The organism is Kocuria sp. p3-SID1428, assembly GCF_025149945.1.
GTDB lineage: Bacteria > Actinomycetota > Actinomycetes > Actinomycetales > Micrococcaceae > Kocuria.
This window is the reverse complement of the sequence record NZ_JALXVH010000020.1, coordinates 30,802-46,828: the sequence shown is the minus strand read 5'-3', so window position 1 is coordinate 46,828 and position 16,027 is coordinate 30,802. Positions and strand designations below refer to the sequence as shown.

The following is a 16,027-nucleotide window of genomic DNA, read 5'->3' as shown; positions in this document are numbered from 1 at the left end:
GCGAGGCGGTCGGGGTGCTGGACTGCCCAGCCGAGTCGCCAGGTGGTGCGCAGCGCGGTCGAGTCGTTGCGGAAGGCCGCGTGCTCGCTGACGGCGACATCGACCTGCGAGACCACGGACGCGATGGAGTTCTTGTCGATGATGACCATCTGGTCTTCGGGCACTGCGGCGCTGGTGATGACCTCGATGCCGAACAGGCGCTTGCCCTGGTCCTCGGTGCCTGCTCCCAGCAGCGAGGTGTTCGCGTTGGTCGCGGTCTTGAGGTTGCGCAGTCGTCCCCACGCGATCGGATTGGCGAGGATCACGCTCGGGGCGCCGCCGTTGGCTTCGATCTGCGCGATGGAGTCAGCGAGCGGATCGAGGCTGGTGGTGATGTTCCCGCCCTCGATGATGCCCTCGGTGTTGGCGATGCCGACGAGCGGGTTGGCTGCGGTGGCGACGCCCTGCACGAACGCGGTGTTCGCGGCCTTGGTCACGGCGCGCATCGAGGAGGTGGACAGCACCTCGGGGTTGTTGGCTGCCTCGGCGTTCCACAGCTCGTTGGAGACGGTGAAGAACTGAGTGACCTTGCGGACGTTGATCTGCACCTGGGAGAGGCCGGGGGGTGTGAGGTCGAGCTCGGCGCCCTCGGCTGCCCAGGTGGCGGACTCTTCTCGGACCCAGGGGACCAGGACGGAGGGGGCGTCTCCGATGCCGGACTGCGAGACGACGGTGGATGCCTTGAGGATCAGGGCCTCGGGGACGGCCTCCTGGGGGGTGAAGGCGACCAGGTCGGGGGCGAACGCCTTGGCGGCGTCGCGGGTGGTGGTGGGATTCAGAGCCATGATCGGGCTCCTTCCTGGTGGCGCACGAAAGGCCACCGTTGAACGAGTGTTGCTTCGTTTCAGCGGTGGCCCTTGGCCTGCCGTTGCGCCCCCTGGGCGGTGTCATCGCCGGGAGTGGGAGCCCCTGGCCCCGGTCTCACGGCTACTCACCATGATACCGGGGCCAGGGGCGGCGGGCTACTAGTGCTCAGCCGTGCCGGGGGCGGAAGGCATCGGCCAGGGTCGTGCCGCCGCCGTACTTCTCGGGGCTCTTGCCCTGGCTGGGGATCACGGGGCGGGGCGGGGTGATCTTGTACTGCTCGGCGAGTGCCTGCGCGGCTGCCTGCACGGCGTCGTCGTCGGGCAGCCCGTCCTCGGTGAGCAGCGGGTCCAGGTCGGGGGTGAGTTCCCAGAACAGGTCCGCAGTGATGTGGGCGGGCAGCTGCCGGCTGATGGAGTCGCGCAGCACGGCATCGCGGCGTTCCTCCGAGGCGGCGAGGCGCTGCTGCAGCTCCTCGTTCTCGGCCCGCGCTTCACGGATCTTCTCCCGGTACTTGTGGCCCTCAGCGGCGAGCTTGGACTCCTGTGCGGTGTCCTGGGCGTCCGTGGTCTCCTGGGCATCCTGCGGGGCCTGTGCGGCGTCCTGCGGGTCGTCCGTGGGCTGCTGTTCGGTCTGCTGGTCGTTGGCGCTCATGGTGGGGTTCCTCAGTTCTGGTCGGTGGTCGGGAGGTGCTCGAGGTCTGCCGCGGCGTGGCCCACGACAATGAAGACGCTGTAGTCGTGCGCGGCCTCGGCGCACGCCTTGCAGGTGCGCGGCGGCTCGGAGGTGAGCGGTTCGGGCAGCTCGTGGGGCCAGTACCAACCGCACATGGCGGCGTGTTCGGTGCGGGTGTCGCCGCCGTCTGCGCTGTGGACGGTGGTCGCGATGATGTGCCGCACGGCGACGGGCCGATCGTTGGTGGTGGTCACGGTGGTGTCCTTCCGGTTCAGGCCGCGGTGTCGCGGCTGTCGAGTGGTTTGGGGGCGGTGGCTTTGCGGCGCTGGGCGTTGAGCTGCTTGCGCTGCGCGACGGTGAGCCCGCCCCACACTCCGGCGGGCTCGTCGGCAGCGAGGGCGTACCCGCCGCACGCCGCCTTGGCAGGGCACTTCTCGCAGTGCAATTGCGCGTACCACGTGTCCTTGGGGGTGCCGGTGATCCAGGCCGTCCCGTTGGCGCGTCGGCACGGGATCGCGGTGGGGTCGGCGCGCTGGATGTCCTCGAGCTCCCGCAGGAGCCGGTCATGGAGATCGATCACTGGCCGGCCTCCGAGTCGATGAAGTTCGCGAGGGCTTCGCAGAGGTCCCAAGCATCAGCATCGCTGATCCAGGTGGAGCCCTTCAGGGAACCGCCGATGAGGTACCCATCCCAGACGTGCTCGCCTTCGCGCCAGTAGTAGCGCCTGATGTTCGCGGTCACGATTCGTTCCTCCCGTTGTTGTCGATCTGATCGGCCATCGCTCGCAGCTCGGCGGCGATAGCGAGGGCGGTGTCCCCGTGGGGTGTCCCGCTGGATGCGATCTGCCTGAACTCGGCTGTGGCCTGCCGGGCGGCCCCGGCTGGGATCTGCCGGGACTGGCCGGCGATCGTGAACTGGATCCAGTCCGGGCGCCGTGGGGGTGCATCGGGCACCACCGCACCGGCGTGCACGAAGCTCGCGCGCCACGGAAGCGTCATGCGTCTGTCCTCGCGTCGTTCTCAATGCGGTCCGCGAGGTCGTGCAGCCGGTCAGCGATCGCTCGGGCATCAGCCGGTGAGAAGTCCCTGAAGCGATTGCCGAGCTTCACTCGGATCTGCGTGGGGTTCTCGGTGCCGCGGGCCGGCGCGAACCGGACCCTCCATGCGGGGGTGCTCATGATGTAGCTCCTTCTGTGGGGTGTTGTAGGACGACTAGAGCCGGCCCCCTGGTGGTGGCCGGCTCGTCGCATAGCGGGTGTAGGTCGCCGTGGTCTGGATGGGTTGGGTAGGAACAGGCGCGGCACCACGTCCCCGTGATGGGGATGGAGTGGCCGTCCTTGTCGGTCACGCGGGGCAGGTCGCCCCAAGGGAGCTGCGTCATGCCGCACCGATCCGCTCAGCCTGACAACGGATGCATCCGGCCGGATCGAAGCCGTGAGGACAGCCGATCGAAGGTGCCGAAGGTGCCGAAGGTGCCGAAGGTGCCAACACGTGGACACCTGGCTCCTTCGTGGCACCTTCGACCGAAGGTGCCGAAGGTGCCGTCCCTTCTCGTGTGCTGGCACCTTCGGCACCTTGGGCACCTTCGGGGGTTCCCGTGGCACCTTCGACATCCTCCGGGTCGATCTGCCAGATCCAACCCGCCTTGAACTTCGACTTCGCCGTGACGATCTGCGGATCGCGTGATCGTTTGCGCGCGTGCTTGATCTCGTCCTTCGAGAAGCCAGCAGCGATGCCGGCCTTGATCACGTCGCCAGCACTGGCCTCCTGTGCCTGGCACCCGCGCAGGTAGTCGAGGATGAACACCTGGGCGGCGTTGCGGTCCTCGGCGTCATCATCGGAGGCGGCTTCTCGGTTGATGATGTCGTTCACGCTGACTTCGGACAGGCCCAGGAACCGTGCTCGTCCGACTTCGGCGGTCTCGCCGTCGTCGGTCTGCACGGTCACGGATTCAAGGTCGAAGGTGTACGACTTGAGGCCCGTGCCGTAGTTGTTCTTGTCCTGGGAGAGCACCCGCTCCCCGGTCTCGGGGTCCAGCGCGAAGGCGAGATAGGAGCGCGTCAAGTCTCGCCAGGCCTGGGAGCCGGACAGCTTGTTGCGGACGCTGCCTGCGCCCTTGCCGAAGTGGTTGATCAGGATGACCGCGAGGTCCTTCTGCTGGGCCAGGGCCATGAGAGGTTCATAGGAGCGGCGCACGTCCTGGACCTTGTTCATGTCCCCGTCCATCAGCGACGGCGCGGGGTCGATGACGATCATGCGGGCATCGGTCTGCTCCACTGCGTCACGCAGCATTGCCACGTCGAGCGGGAACTTCAGCTCACGCTCCATCGTCGTGAAGTCCGTCCAGGTCTCCACCTGGACTTGGTACACGCGGTCGAGGTCGGCGCCGGCTCCCTTGAGCCGGGGGATGGTGACGGTGGCCCAATCGTCCTCCGGTCCCAGGAACAGGACGCTTCCGACGACGCCGGCGAGATCGCCCTCGAGCTCTCCGCGGGTGAGGTCGGCGGCGAGGCGCTGCGCGAAGGTGGTCTTGCCCTCACCCCCGTTGCCGGCGAACATCGTGCCGACACCGAGCGGGATGATCCCGGACCCGTCCGGTGCCCAGAACCACCGTTGCCGGCGAGACTTGATCTGAGAGGCGGCGGTGATCTTGAGCCGGGTCTCGATGTTCGGTGCGGTGGGATCGCTCATGCGGCCACCTCCGAGACGATCGCGCCGGAGGCGTACAGCTGCCGCCATGCGGCCACCGCGGCGTCACGGACAGCCCTCCCGGCCTCCGGAGAGCCCTGGTCCGGTACGGCGCGCAGGCGGGGCTGCAGGGCCGGCGAGGGGCCGAGGTCGGTCCCGAAGTCCGCAGCGAGAAGCTGAACGCGGGCGCGCTCAGCGGAGACACCGGCGCGGTGGCCGCACCACCAGATGTTCGTCGCCACGGGGTCGTCGGCCTCGAGCAGGTCTGCGGTCATCTGCGAGACAGAGCGCCCTGGTGCCGCTACGCTGGTCGTAGTCATTCAGATTTTCCTCTCAGTCGCCGTGGTGGGCGACGGGATGAAGCAGCCCCGCCGGTTGGTCCCTGGCGGGGCTGCTTGCTGTGGAAGTTGTGTTAGAAGGTGACGAGGGCGTGCGCGCCCAGCGTGTTCAGCCAGAAGATCGCGGCGAACGCGAGCACGGTCAGCGCAGAGTCACGGAGGTCGCTCACTTGCGGGCCTCCTGTCGGGCTGCGAGTTCGTGCTGCCGCTGGGCGCGGCGCAGCACGTCGTGGATCCGGAGCAGGCGGCACGCGTACCGCAGCAGCTGACCGGTGGGGATCATGTTGCCGTCGGCGTCATAGGCGTGCGGGCCGTGGTGAGCATCGGTGGCGGTGTAGATGTCGATGCCGGGTGCCCAGATCGACGGGCCCATGGCGAAGTGCTCGCCGGTCTCCGGGTCGTACTCTGGCGCCCACTCGGGCTCTGCGCGAAGGAAACGGGTAGGATTGGCGGTAACGCTCATGCTGTCCTCCTGGACGGTGTTGGGTGCTGCGGCGGTCTCCACGTTCTTCTGCCAGGAATGCGTGTGGAGGCCGTCGTTCTTCGTCTGCGGGCCGGTGATGTGGTCGCGCCCGGTGTCGAGCGTGTCGAACGGCTCCGGCGGGGTATCACCGCGGCGCCGGATCATCGGGTGAACTCCCGCAGGACGTTTCGGATCGCCTCGGCGGGGGTGGGGTCGGCGTAGGTGAGCGTGGTGCTCTCCCCGCTGCCCAGGTGCCTGCCGGCGTCCAGCAACAGCAGCTTCTTCGCGGCCTTGTCGAGCTTCCGATTGGACAGGTGGACCCCTTCCCGTTCGGCGTGCTCGAGCAGCTTGGTCTTGGCTTCCATGAATGGTGTTGCGGGCATGGTGATTCCTCTCCGGCCTCCCCGTGGTGGAGGGCCTTCTGCCCCTTGCGGGACGAGCCGTAGTGACTACGGGTTTCGGATCAGGCTGCGGAGCCCGTGATGGTCCGGGTCTGCGCCTGGACGTACTTCTCCACGGCCTCGGGCGTGTAAAAGACCTTCTTGCCGACGCGGAAGAACTCGGGGCCGGTGCCGCGGTAGCGCATCTGCGCCCAGGACCCTCGGGTGGTTCCGGGGAACATCTGGATCATGTCCTCGATGGTGTAGGGCTTGGTGCTCATGTCGCCTCCTTGGTCTCAGTCACCGAATCTCGGTAACTGATCTGAGACTACTTCAATCACGCCCGGTAGGCAACAGTTTCCGTAATCGGATGACTGAGGTGTCCCGTACGATGCCCGCATGACCGAGACAATCGCCACCGTCGTGGGAAAGAACGCACGCGCCATCCGGCTATCCGCGGGTCTCACCATCGAAGGTCTCGTGCAGGAAGCGCGTAAGAACGGGCTCCGGTGGTCGGCTGGACGGATCAGCCACATTGAACGCGGCGACCAGACTCTCTCGGTGGACACGTTGCTCATGCTCGCCAACCTGCTCACCGCTGCTACGGATCAGGAGGTTCGACCCGTCGATCTTCTGCGGACAGATGAAGATGTGCAGCTGTCGTGGGAGCCGGCTGTAACCGGGGCCGGCCTCCGAAAGATGTTCACGGGGGAGGACGGCGGCTTCAGCGTGCTCATGACGCCCGGGGGATCCAGCCGGGTTGCTCATATGCTCGAGGCGGTCAGAGCGAGCCCGGCCAGGATGTCGGCCGCTGCGGGTGGGTCGCTGACTTACGGGCAGATGGAGGATCTGTCGACGGCTGCATCTCCGGCTGATCGTCGGCATGCCGAGAAGCTCGGGCTGGATAGCAGCGAGTACCTGGGGTGGTGCTACAGGCTGTGGGGGCACCCGCTCTCCCAGGAGACGGAACGCCGCGCCCCTGCCGGTGCCACGCCGCAGAAGAAGGGGCGCATCACTCGGGAACTGCTGGACGAGCTGCGCCAGCGCATCGCCGAGGATCAGCGGCATGGCAACGATTGAGTCCTACGAGACGAAGGCGGGCCGTCGCTACCGGGTCCGCTACCGCACCCCGGATCGACGGCAGACAGACAAGAGGGGCTTCACCACCAAGCGCGACGCCGAGCGCTTCGCCCGTACCGTCGAAGTGTCGAAGGACAGAGGCGAGTGGATCGACCCCGCGGACACCCGCGTCACGATAGGGGCGCTGGGGGAGCGTTGGATCGCCAGCCGCTCGAGTTTGAAGCCGTCCACGCTGCGGACAGTGGAGTCCGCGTGGCGGAACCATGTGCAGCCGCGTTGGGGCACCACGGCGGTCACGGATGTGCGGTTCTCCGCCGTCGAGGAATGGGTCGCGGAGCTCGCCCGGGAGAAGTCGCCCACGACCGTGAAGCGCGCCCACGGAGTGCTGTCGTCCATCCTGGCCAGCGCAGTCCGGGACCGCCGCATCCTCGCCAACCCCGCCGAGGGTGTCGCGCTGCCCCGGAAAGTGGCGAAGGCTCACGTCTACCTGTCGCATGACCAGCTGCACGCCTTGGCCGCCGCCTCCGACCGGCCGGCACTCGTGCTCGTGCTTGGGTATGCCGGGCTGCGGTGGGGCGAGGCGATCGGGCTGCGCGTGAAGGACGTGGACACCACCCGCCGGCGCATCCGAGTCGAGCGGAACGCCGTGCAGATCACCGGCTCCAAGTTCGAGGTGGGCACCCCCAAGAGCCATAAGCAGCGCAGCGTCCCGTACCCGGCCTTCTTGGCCCCGCTGATCGTCCAGCAGCTCGAGGACAAGGCCGGGGACGATCTGGTGTTCCCAGGCCGTGACGGGGGATTCCAGCCGCGCCCCAACCTGTTCACCGGCGACGGCGGCACCCGCTCGTGGTTCACCGCGGCCTTGCAGCGCGCCGGCCTGCCCAAGATGACAGTGCACGATCTACGGCACACTGCGGCGTCGCTGGCGGTGGCCTCTGGGGCGAACGTGAAGGCCGTGCAGCGGATGCTCGGACACGCCTCAGCCGCAATGACCCTCGACATTTACGCCGACTTGTTCGACGACGACCTTGAGGCCGTGGCGACCTCGCTGGATCACGCGTTCTCGCAGACGAATGTGGGCAAAATGTGGGCAGACGGCCCAGCCTAGGCATGAAGAAGGCCCCTACTCCCGCGTGATTCCGGGGAAGTAGGGGCCGATCTGAGGGTGCCCAAGGTGGGACTCGAACCCACACTCCGAAGAACCGCATTTTGAGTGCGGCGCGTCTGCCGATTCCGCCACTTGGGCGCGCGAGGCGCAGGAAGAACCATACCGCAGGGATCCGGCACGCCGCGGCGCGGATGACTAGGCTGGGAGCATCGCCTGTCGGGGCGCTGCCCTGCGCCTCCGACACGTCCTCGAGGTCTCCGACGCACTGCTCGGAAGGCCTCCGCCCGAGCAGGCCTGCCTGCCGCCCACGCTGAAGGAGCCACCGCCGTGACCGAGAACCCCGAACCGCTGGATCTCCCCGTCTCGGGCAAGTCCGAGGCCCAGGCCGCAGCGCCGGAGGAAGCCGCTCAGCGCCGTCGCGTCGTGGTGGCCGAGGACGACTCCATGATCCGCATGGACGTGGTCGAGATGCTGTCAGCCGAGGGCTATGAGGTCGTCGGGGAGGCCGCGGACGGTCGTCGCGCCGTCGAGCTGGCCCGCGAGCATGAGCCCGACCTGGTGCTCATGGACGTGAAGATGCCGGTGCTCGACGGCATCTCGGCGGCGGAGGAGATCGCCGCCGAGCGCATCGCCCCGGTGGTGCTGCTGACGGCCTTCAGCCAGAAGGAGCTCGTGGAGCGAGCCCGCGAGGCCGGAGCCATGGCCTATGTGGTCAAGCCCTACACCGCCGCGGATCTGATCCCCGCGATCGAGATCGCCGTCTCGCGCTTCGATGAGATCGTGGCGCTCGAGGACGAGGTCACCGAGATGAAGGACCAGTTCGAGACCCGCAAGCTGGTCGAGCGTGCCAAGTCGCTGCTGATCTCGCGCATGGGCCTGTCCGAGCCCGAGGCCTTCCGCTGGATCCAGAAGACGTCCATGGACCGCCGCCTGTCCATGCGAGAGGTCGCCGAGGCGATCCTGAACCAGGTCGGCTGAGCGCTCAGCCGCCGCCCGTGCTCCGATCGAGGGCGCGGCTGCGAGACCTGCAGGGCGTCGTCGTGCTGTCCGGGCCCGCCCCTAGGATGGGCCCGTGAGCACGAAGCCCAGCACCGAGACCGCCGCCCCCGCCTCCGTCACGATCGGGGTCAAGACCGAGAATCCCGTCGAGATCCCGCTGCCGCAGCGGATCGAGCGCCCGGAGCGCCGCCTGCTGCTGATCGACGGCCACTCGCTGGCCTTCCGCGCGTTCTTCGCGCTGTCGCGGGCCGCCGAGTACGGCAGCGGTCCGTCGTTCGTGACCTCGGACGGCACGCACACGGAGGCCGTCTACGGCTTCCTGAACACCATGGCCAAGATGCTGCGCGAGCAGAAGCCCACGCACCTGGTGGTGACCTTCGACCTCGAGGGCCCCACGCACCGGTCCCAGGAGTACGGCGAGTACAAGGGTGGCCGCGATGAGACCCCCGAGGAGTTCCACGGCCAGGTCCCGCGCATCCAGGAGATCCTGCAGGCGCTGAACATCCCCATCGTGACCAAGGAGGGCTACGAGGCGGACGACCTCCTGGCCACCCTCTCAGCGGCCGGATCCGCCCAGGAGTTCGAGGTCCTCGTCTTCTCCGGGGACCGCGACGCCTTCCAGATGGTCGATGAGAACGTCACGATCGTCTACCCGGGCCGCACGCCGTCGGATCTGCGCCTCATGGACGCCGCGGCTGTCATGGACAAGTACAAGGTCGCCCCGCAGAACTACCCGGACCTCGCCGCGCTGACCGGCGAGCAGGCGGACAACCTCCCCGGCGTTCCGGGCGTGGGCCCCGGCTTCGCGGCCAAGTGGATCGAGGCCTACGGGCGCGTCGAGTCGATCATCGACAACGCGGAGAAGATCACCGGCAAGAAGGGCGAGGCCCTGCGCGGGAACCTGGATCTGGTTCGGCGCAACCGCAAGCTCAACCGCTTGGAGACGGACCTGGACCTGGGCTTCGATCTGGCGGATGCCGCCCTGCCCGCCCCGGATGTTGAGAAGGTCGACGAGCTGTTCGACACCCTCGAGTTCGGCTCGGGCCTTCGCGGACGCCTCTTGGACGCCCTGGCCGCAGACGATGACGCCCCCCGCGCCGCCGCGCCCACGATCGAGTCGGTCCAGGAGGCCGAGACCGCAGCCGAGCTCACCTCCTGGCTGGACGGCGTCGACGGCGAGGTCGTCGTGCACCCCATCCGCCACGACGACGACGCCCGCCTGCCCGGTGCCCGCGACATCACCGAGCTGCTGCTCGTGCGCGCCGGCTCCGAGGAGCAGGCCCCGTCCGCACTGCGCCTGGACCTCACGGCTTCGGACGCGGACCTGGACTCGGCCCTGGCCGCCTGGCTGGGCGACACCGAGCGGCCCAAGGTGGTCGTGGGCCTCAAGGAGCTGTGGAAGTCGCTGAGCGTGCGCGGGCTCGAGCTCGCCGGTGCGGTCGATGACGTCCAGCTCTCCGCCTACCTGCTGGAGCCCGCGCGGACCCACTACGACCTCGAGGGGCTGCTGGCCACCCACCTGGACGTCGAGGTCGAAGACGTCCAGGAGGATGCCTCCGCCGCCGCGGGTCAGACCGCGCTCGACGTCGCGGCGGGGGAGCCGGGCACTGCCGCCGGCACCTCTCCGGCGCGGCTGCTGCACGAGGCCTCGCTGGCGCTGTCGGCGCTCGAGCTTTCGCGCGTGCTGCGTCAGAAGCTGGAGGCCGATGACCAGCTCGGGCTGCTCACGGACATGGACCTCCCGCTGGCTCGGATCCTGGGGCAGATGGAGCTCACGGGCGTGGCCGTGGACGGGCAGCGCGTCACGGAGCTGATCGAGGACCTCGACGGCCCCATCCAGCAGGCCTGGGACACGGCGCAGGAGATCGTGCCCCGTGAGGACGGCGCCCCCGAGATCAACCTGGGCTCCACCAAGCAGCTGCAGAGCGTACTGTTCGAGACCCTGGGGCTGCCGCCGACCAAGAAGATCAAGACCGGATACACGACCTCCGCCTCGGCGGTGGCCGACCTGCTCGGGAAGGTCGACCCGGACTCCGAGGGCGCCCGCTTCCTGCTGGCGCTGATGCGCTGGCGCGACTTCACCAAGCTGCGACAGATCGTGCAGGGGCTGCGCCAGGCGGTGGCCGAGGACGGTCGCATCCACACCGACTACCAGCAGACGGTGGCCGCCACCGGCCGGCTCTCCTCGACCGATCCCAACCTGCAGAACATCCCGGTGCGCAGCCAGGAGGGGCGGCGCACCCGTGCGGTGTTCGTGGTGGGACAGGACGACCAGGGCCCGTTCGAGACCCTGGTGACCGCTGACTACTCCCAGATCGAGATGCGTGTGATGGCGCACCTGTCCGGCGACGAGGGCCTGATCCAGGCCTTCCGCCAGGGCGAGGATCTGCACCGCTACGTGGGCTCCAAGGTCTTCGGCGTCCAGCCGGAGGACGTGACGCCTGAGATGCGCTCCAAGGTCAAGGCCATGAGCTACGGCCTGGTCTACGGCCTGAGCTCCTACGGGCTCTCCCAGCAGCTGCAGATCTCCGTGGACGAGGCCCGGACCATGATGTCCGATTACTTCAAGCGCTTCGGCGGCGTGCGCGACTTCCTGCGCGGCGTGGTCGAAGAAGCCCGAGAGGTCGGCTACACCGCCACGATCGACGGCCGCCGCCGCTACCTCCCGGACCTGGCCAGCGACAACCGCCAGGCCCGCCAGGGAGCCGAGCGAGCCGCTCTGAACGCGCCCATCCAGGGCTCGGCCGCGGACATCATCAAGCGCGCCATGATCAATGTGGACGCCGAGCTGGCTCGGGAGGGCCTGCGCTCCAGGGTGCTGCTGCAGGTCCACGACGAGCTCGTGGTCGAGGCCGCCGCCGGGGAGGTGGACCGGGTCACCGAGATCCTGCGCGAGCAGATGGGCGCCGCCGCTGAGCTGACCGTGCCGCTGGAGGTCAATGTGGGCACCGGCCCGGACTGGAACGCGGCAGCGCACTGAGCGCCGCGGTGGGTGCCTGCGACTTGACACGATGGAGCGGATGCGTCCAGACGTGTTGAAGGCCGCAGGCCAGGCGGTTAGACTCCTTCGGGCGCGTAATGCGCACCTGTACGAACTGCAAGCCATCGGCGCATGCGCTCCACAGGCGAGCAGCAGCCCGAACAGACCATCATCAATTCCATCGGAGTCCCTACTACATGACCACCACCACCCCGCAGGTTGCCGTCAACGACATCGGAACCGAGGAGGACTTCCTCGCCGCCGTCGATGCGACCATCAAGTACTTCAACGACGGCGACCTGGTGGAAGGCACCGTCGTCAAGGTCGATCGTGACGAGGTCCTCCTCGACATCGGCTACAAGACCGAGGGTGTCATCCCGTCTCGCGAGCTGTCGATCAAGCACGACATCAACCCCGACTCCGTCGTGGCCGTCGGCGATGAGATCGAGGCCCTGGTCCTCACCAAGGAGGACAAGGAAGGCCGCCTGATCCTCTCCAAGAAGCGCGCGCAGTACGAGCGCGCCTGGGGCGACATCGAGAAGATCAAGGAGGAGGACGGCGTCGTCAACGGCACCGTCATCGAGGTCGTCAAGGGCGGCCTCATCCTCGACATCGGTCTCCGCGGCTTCCTGCCCGCCTCGCTCGTCGAGATGCGCCGCGTGCGCGATCTGGCTCCGTACATCGGTCAGCAGCTCGAGGCCAAGATCATCGAGCTCGACAAGAACCGCAACAACGTCGTGCTCTCGCGTCGTGCGTGGCTCGAGCAGACCCAGTCCGAGGTCCGCTCCGACTTCCTCAACAAGCTCCAGAAGGGCCAGGTCCGCACGGGCCACGTGTCGTCGATCGTCAACTTCGGCGCCTTCGTCGATCTCGGCGGCGTCGACGGCCTCGTGCACGTCTCGGAGCTGTCCTGGAAGCACATCGACCACCCGGGCGAGGTCGTCGAGGTCGGCCAGGAGGTCAAGGTCGAGGTCCTGGACGTCGACATGGACCGCGAGCGCGTCTCCCTGTCGCTGAAGGCCACCCAGGAGGATCCCTGGCAGCTCTTCGCCCGCACCCACGCCCTGGGCCAGGTCGTGCCGGGCAAGGTCACCAAGCTCGTCCCCTTCGGCGCGTTCGTGCGCGTCGAGGACGGCATCGAGGGCCTGGTGCACATCTCCGAGCTGGCTCAGCGCCACGTGGACATGGCCGAGCAGGTCGTCTCCGTCGGCGAGGAGCTGTTCGTCAAGGTCATCGACATCGATCTGGACCGCCGCCGCATCTCGCTGTCGCTCAAGCAGGCCAACGAGGGCGTGGATCCGGAGTCGACCGAGTTCGATCCGGCTCAGTACGGCATGGCCGCCGAGTACGACGAGCAGGGCAACTACAAGTACCCCGAGGGCTTCGATCCCGAGACCAACGAGTGGATCGAGGGCTTCGAGGAGCAGCGCGCGGCCTGGGAGCAGCAGTACGCCGAGGCCCAGTCGCGCTGGGAGGCTCACAAGGAGCAGGTGCGCCGCCACATCAACGAGGATGCCGAGGCTGCTGTCGCCGGCGCCGGTGTGGCCACCTCCTCCTCCTCGTCCAGCTCGCCCGCGTCCGCATCGTCGGCTCCGTCGTCCTACTCGTCGGATGCTCCGGCGGAGGATTCCGGCACGCTGGCTTCGGACGAGGCCCTCGCCGCACTGCGCGAGAAGCTCACCGGCAACTGATCACCCGCTGATCGGCATCGCCACCGGCCCGGGGCAGCGCCCCTGAGCTGAGCGGCACCACAGACGGCCCCCGTCATGATGACGGGGGCCTTCGTGCTGTCCGGGGCAGGCCTCACTGAGACACCTGGCATCATCAGATCACTGGGCATCGTGACGCTGCCCGATAGGGTGTTCTGCGGCCCCGTCCGAGATGCTTGCGCATCCTGCGCCTGCGGCCTCCCCCTGCCCATCCCACCGGGAGATCCCTCCATGCTCACCAGGCTCCACGACCGACTGGGGCTGCGGACCAGCCCGCAGATCTTCTTCGCCACCTCCGGATTCGTGGTGGTCTTCGCGATCATCATGGTGGCCTTCCCCGACGGCGTGGCCGGGGTCTTCGGCACCCTGGCCGCCTGGATCACCGCGAACCTGGGCTGGTTCTACGTCATGGCCATCACGTGCATGCTGATCTTCGCCTTCTACCTGGCGATGAGCCGGTACGGGCGGATCAAGCTGGGCGATGACGACGCCGAGCCCGAGCACTCCGGGCTGGCCTGGTTCGGGATGCTCTTCGCCGCCGGCGTCGGGGCGGTGCTGATGTTCTGGGGCGTGGCCGAGCCCGTGACCCACTACGCGCAGCCGCCCATGTACGGGGTTGAGCCGGAGTCGGTGCAGGCGGCCTCGGATGCCCTGGGCATCGCCAACTTCCACTTCGGGCTGCACATGTGGGGCATCTTCATCGTCCCGGGGCTGGCCTTCGCCTACTTCACGTACAAGCGCAAGCTGCCGCCGCGGGTCTCGTCGTCCTTCCAGCCGCTGCTCGGCGACGGCATCCACGGGCCGATCGGCAAGATCATCGACTCGGTGGCCGTGATCGCCACGATCTTCGGGCTGGCGGTCTCCATCGGCCAGGGCGCCATGCAGATCAACGGCGGCATGGGCGTCATGTACGGGATCCCCATGTCCGGGTGGCTGCAGGCGCTGATCGTCGCGGTGATCACCGCCGTGGCCCTCGTCTCGGTGGTCGCGGGCATGGACAAGGGCGTCAAGCGGCTGTCCTACGCCAACATCTTCCTGGCGATCGCGCTGCTGCTGTTCCTGCTGATGTTCGGCGCCACGACCGAGGTGCTCAAGGGCACGGTCGAGTCGGCCGGACGCTACCTGGCCATGCTGCCCACCCTGTCGTTCTTCAACACGGCCTGGGGCGGCAGCGACTGGACCGGCACCTGGACGGTGTTCTACTTCGCGTGGACGGCCACCTGGGCGCCGTACGTGGGCATGTTCATCGCCAAGATCTCGCGCGGGCGCACGATCCGCGAGTTCGTGATCGCCGTGCTGATCATCCCGTCGCTGTTCGTGCTGAGCTGGATCGGCATCATGGGCGTCAACGCCTTCCGGATCCAGCGCGAGGGCGGCGATCTGGTGGAGACCATCGTCGAGGAGGGGAACGTCCCCGCCTCGCTGTTCGAGTTCCTGGGGCACTTCCCGTTCCTGGAGCTCACGGCCGTCGTGGCGCTCGTGCTGATCACGGTCTTCTTCATCACCTCGCTGGACTCCGGCGCGCTGGTGCTGGATGCCATGGCCTCGGGGCACGAGGACGAGGCCCCGGTGCGCCAGCGCGTGTTCTGGACCCTGGCCGTGGGCGGGATCTGCGTGACCCTGCTGCTCGGCTCGGGCAAGGATGCGCTGGGTGCGCTGCAGGAGGTCATCAAGGTCATCGGCCTGCCGATCACCGCCATGATGTTCGTGCAGGCGCTGATGGTCATCCAGGCGGTGCGCGAGGACTTCGGCGGTGCCCGGCCGATCCGCACCCGGCAGTGGAAGCAGGTGCTCCCGCTGGAGGAGTACCACCGCCGCTCCCAGGAGGACGACGCGGACATGAGCGAGTACACGATGCGCCCGGACTTCGAGCCAGGGACCGAGCCCGAGTATGAGACGCATCAGCCCCGGACCTGGCGCACCGAGCGCGAGGCCACCGGCCGGATGCCCGTCGTGCAGCCCAGCGAGCCTCAGCAGAAGGCTTTCGGTTGGGACTGAGCCCAGGCCCGTCGGCGGGGACCGCGGGGCGCGGGTCCTCAGTCCAGGTCGATCCAGCCGGTCCCGCCGTCCTGGAGCCGGCCCTGACCCGAGGTGACCTCGGCGACCACGGCGCGCAGGTGCTCCACGGCCTCGTCGCGGTCGGGGACGCCCGCGTGCAGGACGGCCACGGAGGCTCCGTAGTCGGTGTCCATCACGACGATGCCCGAGGCCCGCAGCTCGTTGTCCACCTTGCCCGCGAAGGCGGGGGAGACGCTGACGCTGATGTGCCGCCGACGCTCCCGCACCAGGGTCGGCGCCGATTCCAGGGCCTCCGTCACGGCCTGGGAGTAGGCGCGGACCAGGCCGCCGGCTCCCAGCAGCGTGCCGCCGAACCAGCGCACGACGACCGCGCAGACATCCGAGAGATCCGCACCGTCCTGCCCGGGGTCCTCGGCCTCCTCCTGGGAGGACGCTGCGCCGAAGCGGTGCTGGGTCAGGGCCTCGAGCATGGGCGCTCCCGCGGTTCCCGAAGGCTCGCCATCGTCGTTCGAGCGCTGGATCATCCGATCCGGGCCCAGCACGAACGCGCTGCAGTGATGGCGGGCGTCGTGGTGGCGGCGGCGCAGCTCGGTGATCAGCTCGCGGGCCTCCTGCTCGGAGTGCACACGACGCAGCACGCACAGGAACCTGGAGCGCTTGATCTCGATCTCCGCGGAGATCTCGCGGTGATGGGCCAGGACGGTGTAGCGCTGGGGCATGCGACCGATCCTAGAGGCATGTGGAAC

General features: G+C 68.2%; 19 protein-coding genes and 1 tRNA gene. 6 read left to right on the top strand and 14 right to left on the bottom strand.

The window, feature by feature from the left end:
• The 12 genes from M3E84_RS06205 to M3E84_RS06150 form a co-directional block, all read right to left on the bottom strand.
• On the bottom strand, positions 1-824 hold an 824-nt coding region (locus M3E84_RS06205; RefSeq protein WP_259895354.1), incomplete at its 3' end, for a phage major capsid protein.
• A gap of 187 nt (positions 825-1,011) precedes the next feature.
• A complete protein-coding gene (locus M3E84_RS06200; RefSeq protein WP_259895353.1) occupies positions 1,012-1,497 on the bottom strand; it encodes a hypothetical protein in 486 nt (161 codons plus the stop codon).
• Positions 1,498-1,508: 11 nt separating this feature from the next.
• A complete protein-coding gene (locus tag M3E84_RS06195; RefSeq protein ID WP_259895352.1) occupies positions 1,509-1,772 on the bottom strand; it encodes a hypothetical protein in 264 nt (87 codons plus the stop codon).
• Between the two features lie 17 nt (positions 1,773-1,789).
• A complete protein-coding gene (locus M3E84_RS06190; protein WP_259895351.1) occupies positions 1,790-2,098 on the bottom strand; it encodes a WhiB family transcriptional regulator in 309 nt (102 codons plus the stop codon).
• The gene (locus tag M3E84_RS06185; protein WP_259895350.1) at positions 2,095-2,259 is read right to left on the bottom strand and encodes a hypothetical protein; all 165 of its coding nucleotides are present in this window, start codon (positions 2,257-2,259) and stop codon (positions 2,095-2,097) included. The genes M3E84_RS06190 and M3E84_RS06185 overlap by 4 nt, the downstream gene beginning before the upstream one ends.
• Positions 2,256-2,516 carry a hypothetical protein gene (locus M3E84_RS06180; protein WP_259895349.1) on the bottom strand — a complete coding sequence of 87 codons (261 nt, stop codon included), beginning with the start codon at positions 2,514-2,516 and terminating at the stop codon, positions 2,256-2,258. The genes M3E84_RS06185 and M3E84_RS06180 overlap by 4 nt, the downstream gene beginning before the upstream one ends.
• Positions 2,513-2,695: a hypothetical protein gene (locus tag M3E84_RS06175; protein ID WP_259895348.1), complete on the bottom strand. Its 183-nt coding sequence runs from the start codon at positions 2,693-2,695 to the stop codon at positions 2,513-2,515. Before M3E84_RS06175 ends, M3E84_RS06180 begins: the two co-directional genes overlap by 4 nt.
• A gap of 199 nt (positions 2,696-2,894) precedes the next feature.
• The gene (locus tag M3E84_RS06170; RefSeq protein WP_259895347.1) at positions 2,895-4,208 is read right to left on the bottom strand and encodes an AAA family ATPase; all 1,314 of its coding nucleotides are present in this window, start codon (positions 4,206-4,208) and stop codon (positions 2,895-2,897) included.
• Positions 4,205-4,525: a hypothetical protein gene (locus M3E84_RS06165; protein ID WP_259895346.1), complete on the bottom strand. Its 321-nt coding sequence runs from the start codon at positions 4,523-4,525 to the stop codon at positions 4,205-4,207. Before M3E84_RS06165 ends, M3E84_RS06170 begins: the two co-directional genes overlap by 4 nt.
• A 184-nt stretch (positions 4,526-4,709) precedes the next feature.
• The gene (locus M3E84_RS06160; protein WP_259895345.1) at positions 4,710-5,171 is read right to left on the bottom strand and encodes a hypothetical protein; all 462 of its coding nucleotides are present in this window, start codon (positions 5,169-5,171) and stop codon (positions 4,710-4,712) included.
• Complete coding sequence (locus M3E84_RS06155) at positions 5,168-5,389, bottom strand: hypothetical protein (protein WP_259895344.1); 222 nt, start codon at positions 5,387-5,389, stop codon at positions 5,168-5,170. Before M3E84_RS06155 ends, M3E84_RS06160 begins: the two co-directional genes overlap by 4 nt.
• An 80-nt stretch (positions 5,390-5,469) precedes the next feature.
• The gene (locus M3E84_RS06150; RefSeq protein WP_259895343.1) at positions 5,470-5,667 is read right to left on the bottom strand and encodes a DNA-binding protein; all 198 of its coding nucleotides are present in this window, start codon (positions 5,665-5,667) and stop codon (positions 5,470-5,472) included.
• Positions 5,668-5,785: 118 nt separating this feature from the next.
• Between M3E84_RS06150 and M3E84_RS06145 the strand changes: the two genes are divergently transcribed.
• Both M3E84_RS06145 and M3E84_RS06140 read left to right on the top strand, forming a co-directional pair.
• Positions 5,786-6,466, top strand: coding sequence for a helix-turn-helix domain-containing protein (locus M3E84_RS06145; protein WP_259895342.1), 681 nt, complete (start codon positions 5,786-5,788; stop codon positions 6,464-6,466).
• Positions 6,453-7,574: a site-specific integrase gene (locus M3E84_RS06140; protein WP_259895341.1), complete on the top strand. Its 1,122-nt coding sequence runs from the start codon at positions 6,453-6,455 to the stop codon at positions 7,572-7,574. Before M3E84_RS06145 ends, M3E84_RS06140 begins: the two co-directional genes overlap by 14 nt.
• 58 nt (positions 7,575-7,632) lie before the next feature.
• Here the strand turns inward: M3E84_RS06140 and M3E84_RS06135 are convergent.
• A tRNA-Leu gene (locus M3E84_RS06135) sits at positions 7,633-7,712 on the bottom strand.
• Between the two features lie 189 nt (positions 7,713-7,901).
• On the opposite strand from M3E84_RS06135, the gene M3E84_RS06130 reads away from it, so the two are divergent.
• From M3E84_RS06130 to M3E84_RS06115, 4 genes are all read left to right on the top strand, one after another.
• Positions 7,902-8,552, top strand: a complete 651-nt coding sequence (locus M3E84_RS06130; protein WP_396415574.1) for an ANTAR domain-containing response regulator — start codon at positions 7,902-7,904, stop codon at positions 8,550-8,552.
• Positions 8,553-8,646: 94 nt separating this feature from the next.
• Complete coding sequence (gene polA / locus M3E84_RS06125) at positions 8,647-11,553, top strand: DNA polymerase I (protein ID WP_259895340.1); 2,907 nt, start codon at positions 8,647-8,649, stop codon at positions 11,551-11,553.
• A gap of 197 nt (positions 11,554-11,750) precedes the next feature.
• A complete protein-coding gene (gene rpsA / locus M3E84_RS06120) occupies positions 11,751-13,244 on the top strand; it encodes a 30S ribosomal protein S1 (RefSeq protein WP_259895339.1) in 1,494 nt (497 codons plus the stop codon).
• Between the two features lie 249 nt (positions 13,245-13,493).
• Positions 13,494-15,260, top strand: a complete 1,767-nt coding sequence (locus M3E84_RS06115) for a BCCT family transporter (RefSeq protein ID WP_259895338.1) — start codon at positions 13,494-13,496, stop codon at positions 15,258-15,260.
• 38 nt (positions 15,261-15,298) lie between these two features.
• Here the strand turns inward: M3E84_RS06115 and M3E84_RS06110 are convergent, their stop codons facing one another.
• A complete protein-coding gene (locus tag M3E84_RS06110) occupies positions 15,299-16,000 on the bottom strand; it encodes a YigZ family protein (protein WP_259895337.1) in 702 nt (233 codons plus the stop codon).
• Between the last annotated feature and the right edge of the window lie 27 nt (positions 16,001-16,027).

Coding starts and splice junctions, on each gene's coding strand:
- M3E84_RS06200 (WP_259895353.1), bottom strand. CDS start 1,497: ATGAGCGCCAACGACCAGCAGACCGAACAGCAGCCCACGGACGACCCG.
- M3E84_RS06180 (WP_259895349.1), bottom strand. CDS start 2,516: ATGACGCTTCCGTGGCGCGCGAGCTTCGTGCACGCCGGTGCGGTGGTG.
- M3E84_RS06175 (WP_259895348.1), bottom strand. CDS start 2,695: ATGAGCACCCCCGCATGGAGGGTCCGGTTCGCGCCGGCCCGCGGCACC.
- M3E84_RS06170 (WP_259895347.1), bottom strand. CDS start 4,208: ATGAGCGATCCCACCGCACCGAACATCGAGACCCGGCTCAAGATCACC.
- M3E84_RS06165 (WP_259895346.1), bottom strand. CDS start 4,525: ATGACTACGACCAGCGTAGCGGCACCAGGGCGCTCTGTCTCGCAGATG.
- M3E84_RS06160 (WP_259895345.1), bottom strand. CDS start 5,171: ATGATCCGGCGCCGCGGTGATACCCCGCCGGAGCCGTTCGACACGCTC.
- M3E84_RS06155 (WP_259895344.1), bottom strand. CDS start 5,389: ATGCCCGCAACACCATTCATGGAAGCCAAGACCAAGCTGCTCGAGCAC.
- M3E84_RS06150 (WP_259895343.1), bottom strand. CDS start 5,667: ATGAGCACCAAGCCCTACACCATCGAGGACATGATCCAGATGTTCCCC.
- M3E84_RS06145 (WP_259895342.1), top strand. CDS start 5,786: ATGACCGAGACAATCGCCACCGTCGTGGGAAAGAACGCACGCGCCATC.
- M3E84_RS06140 (WP_259895341.1), top strand. CDS start 6,453: ATGGCAACGATTGAGTCCTACGAGACGAAGGCGGGCCGTCGCTACCGG.
- rpsA (WP_259895339.1), top strand. CDS start 11,751: ATGACCACCACCACCCCGCAGGTTGCCGTCAACGACATCGGAACCGAG.
- M3E84_RS06115 (WP_259895338.1), top strand. CDS start 13,494: ATGCTCACCAGGCTCCACGACCGACTGGGGCTGCGGACCAGCCCGCAG.
- M3E84_RS06110 (WP_259895337.1), bottom strand. CDS start 16,000: ATGCCCCAGCGCTACACCGTCCTGGCCCATCACCGCGAGATCTCCGCG.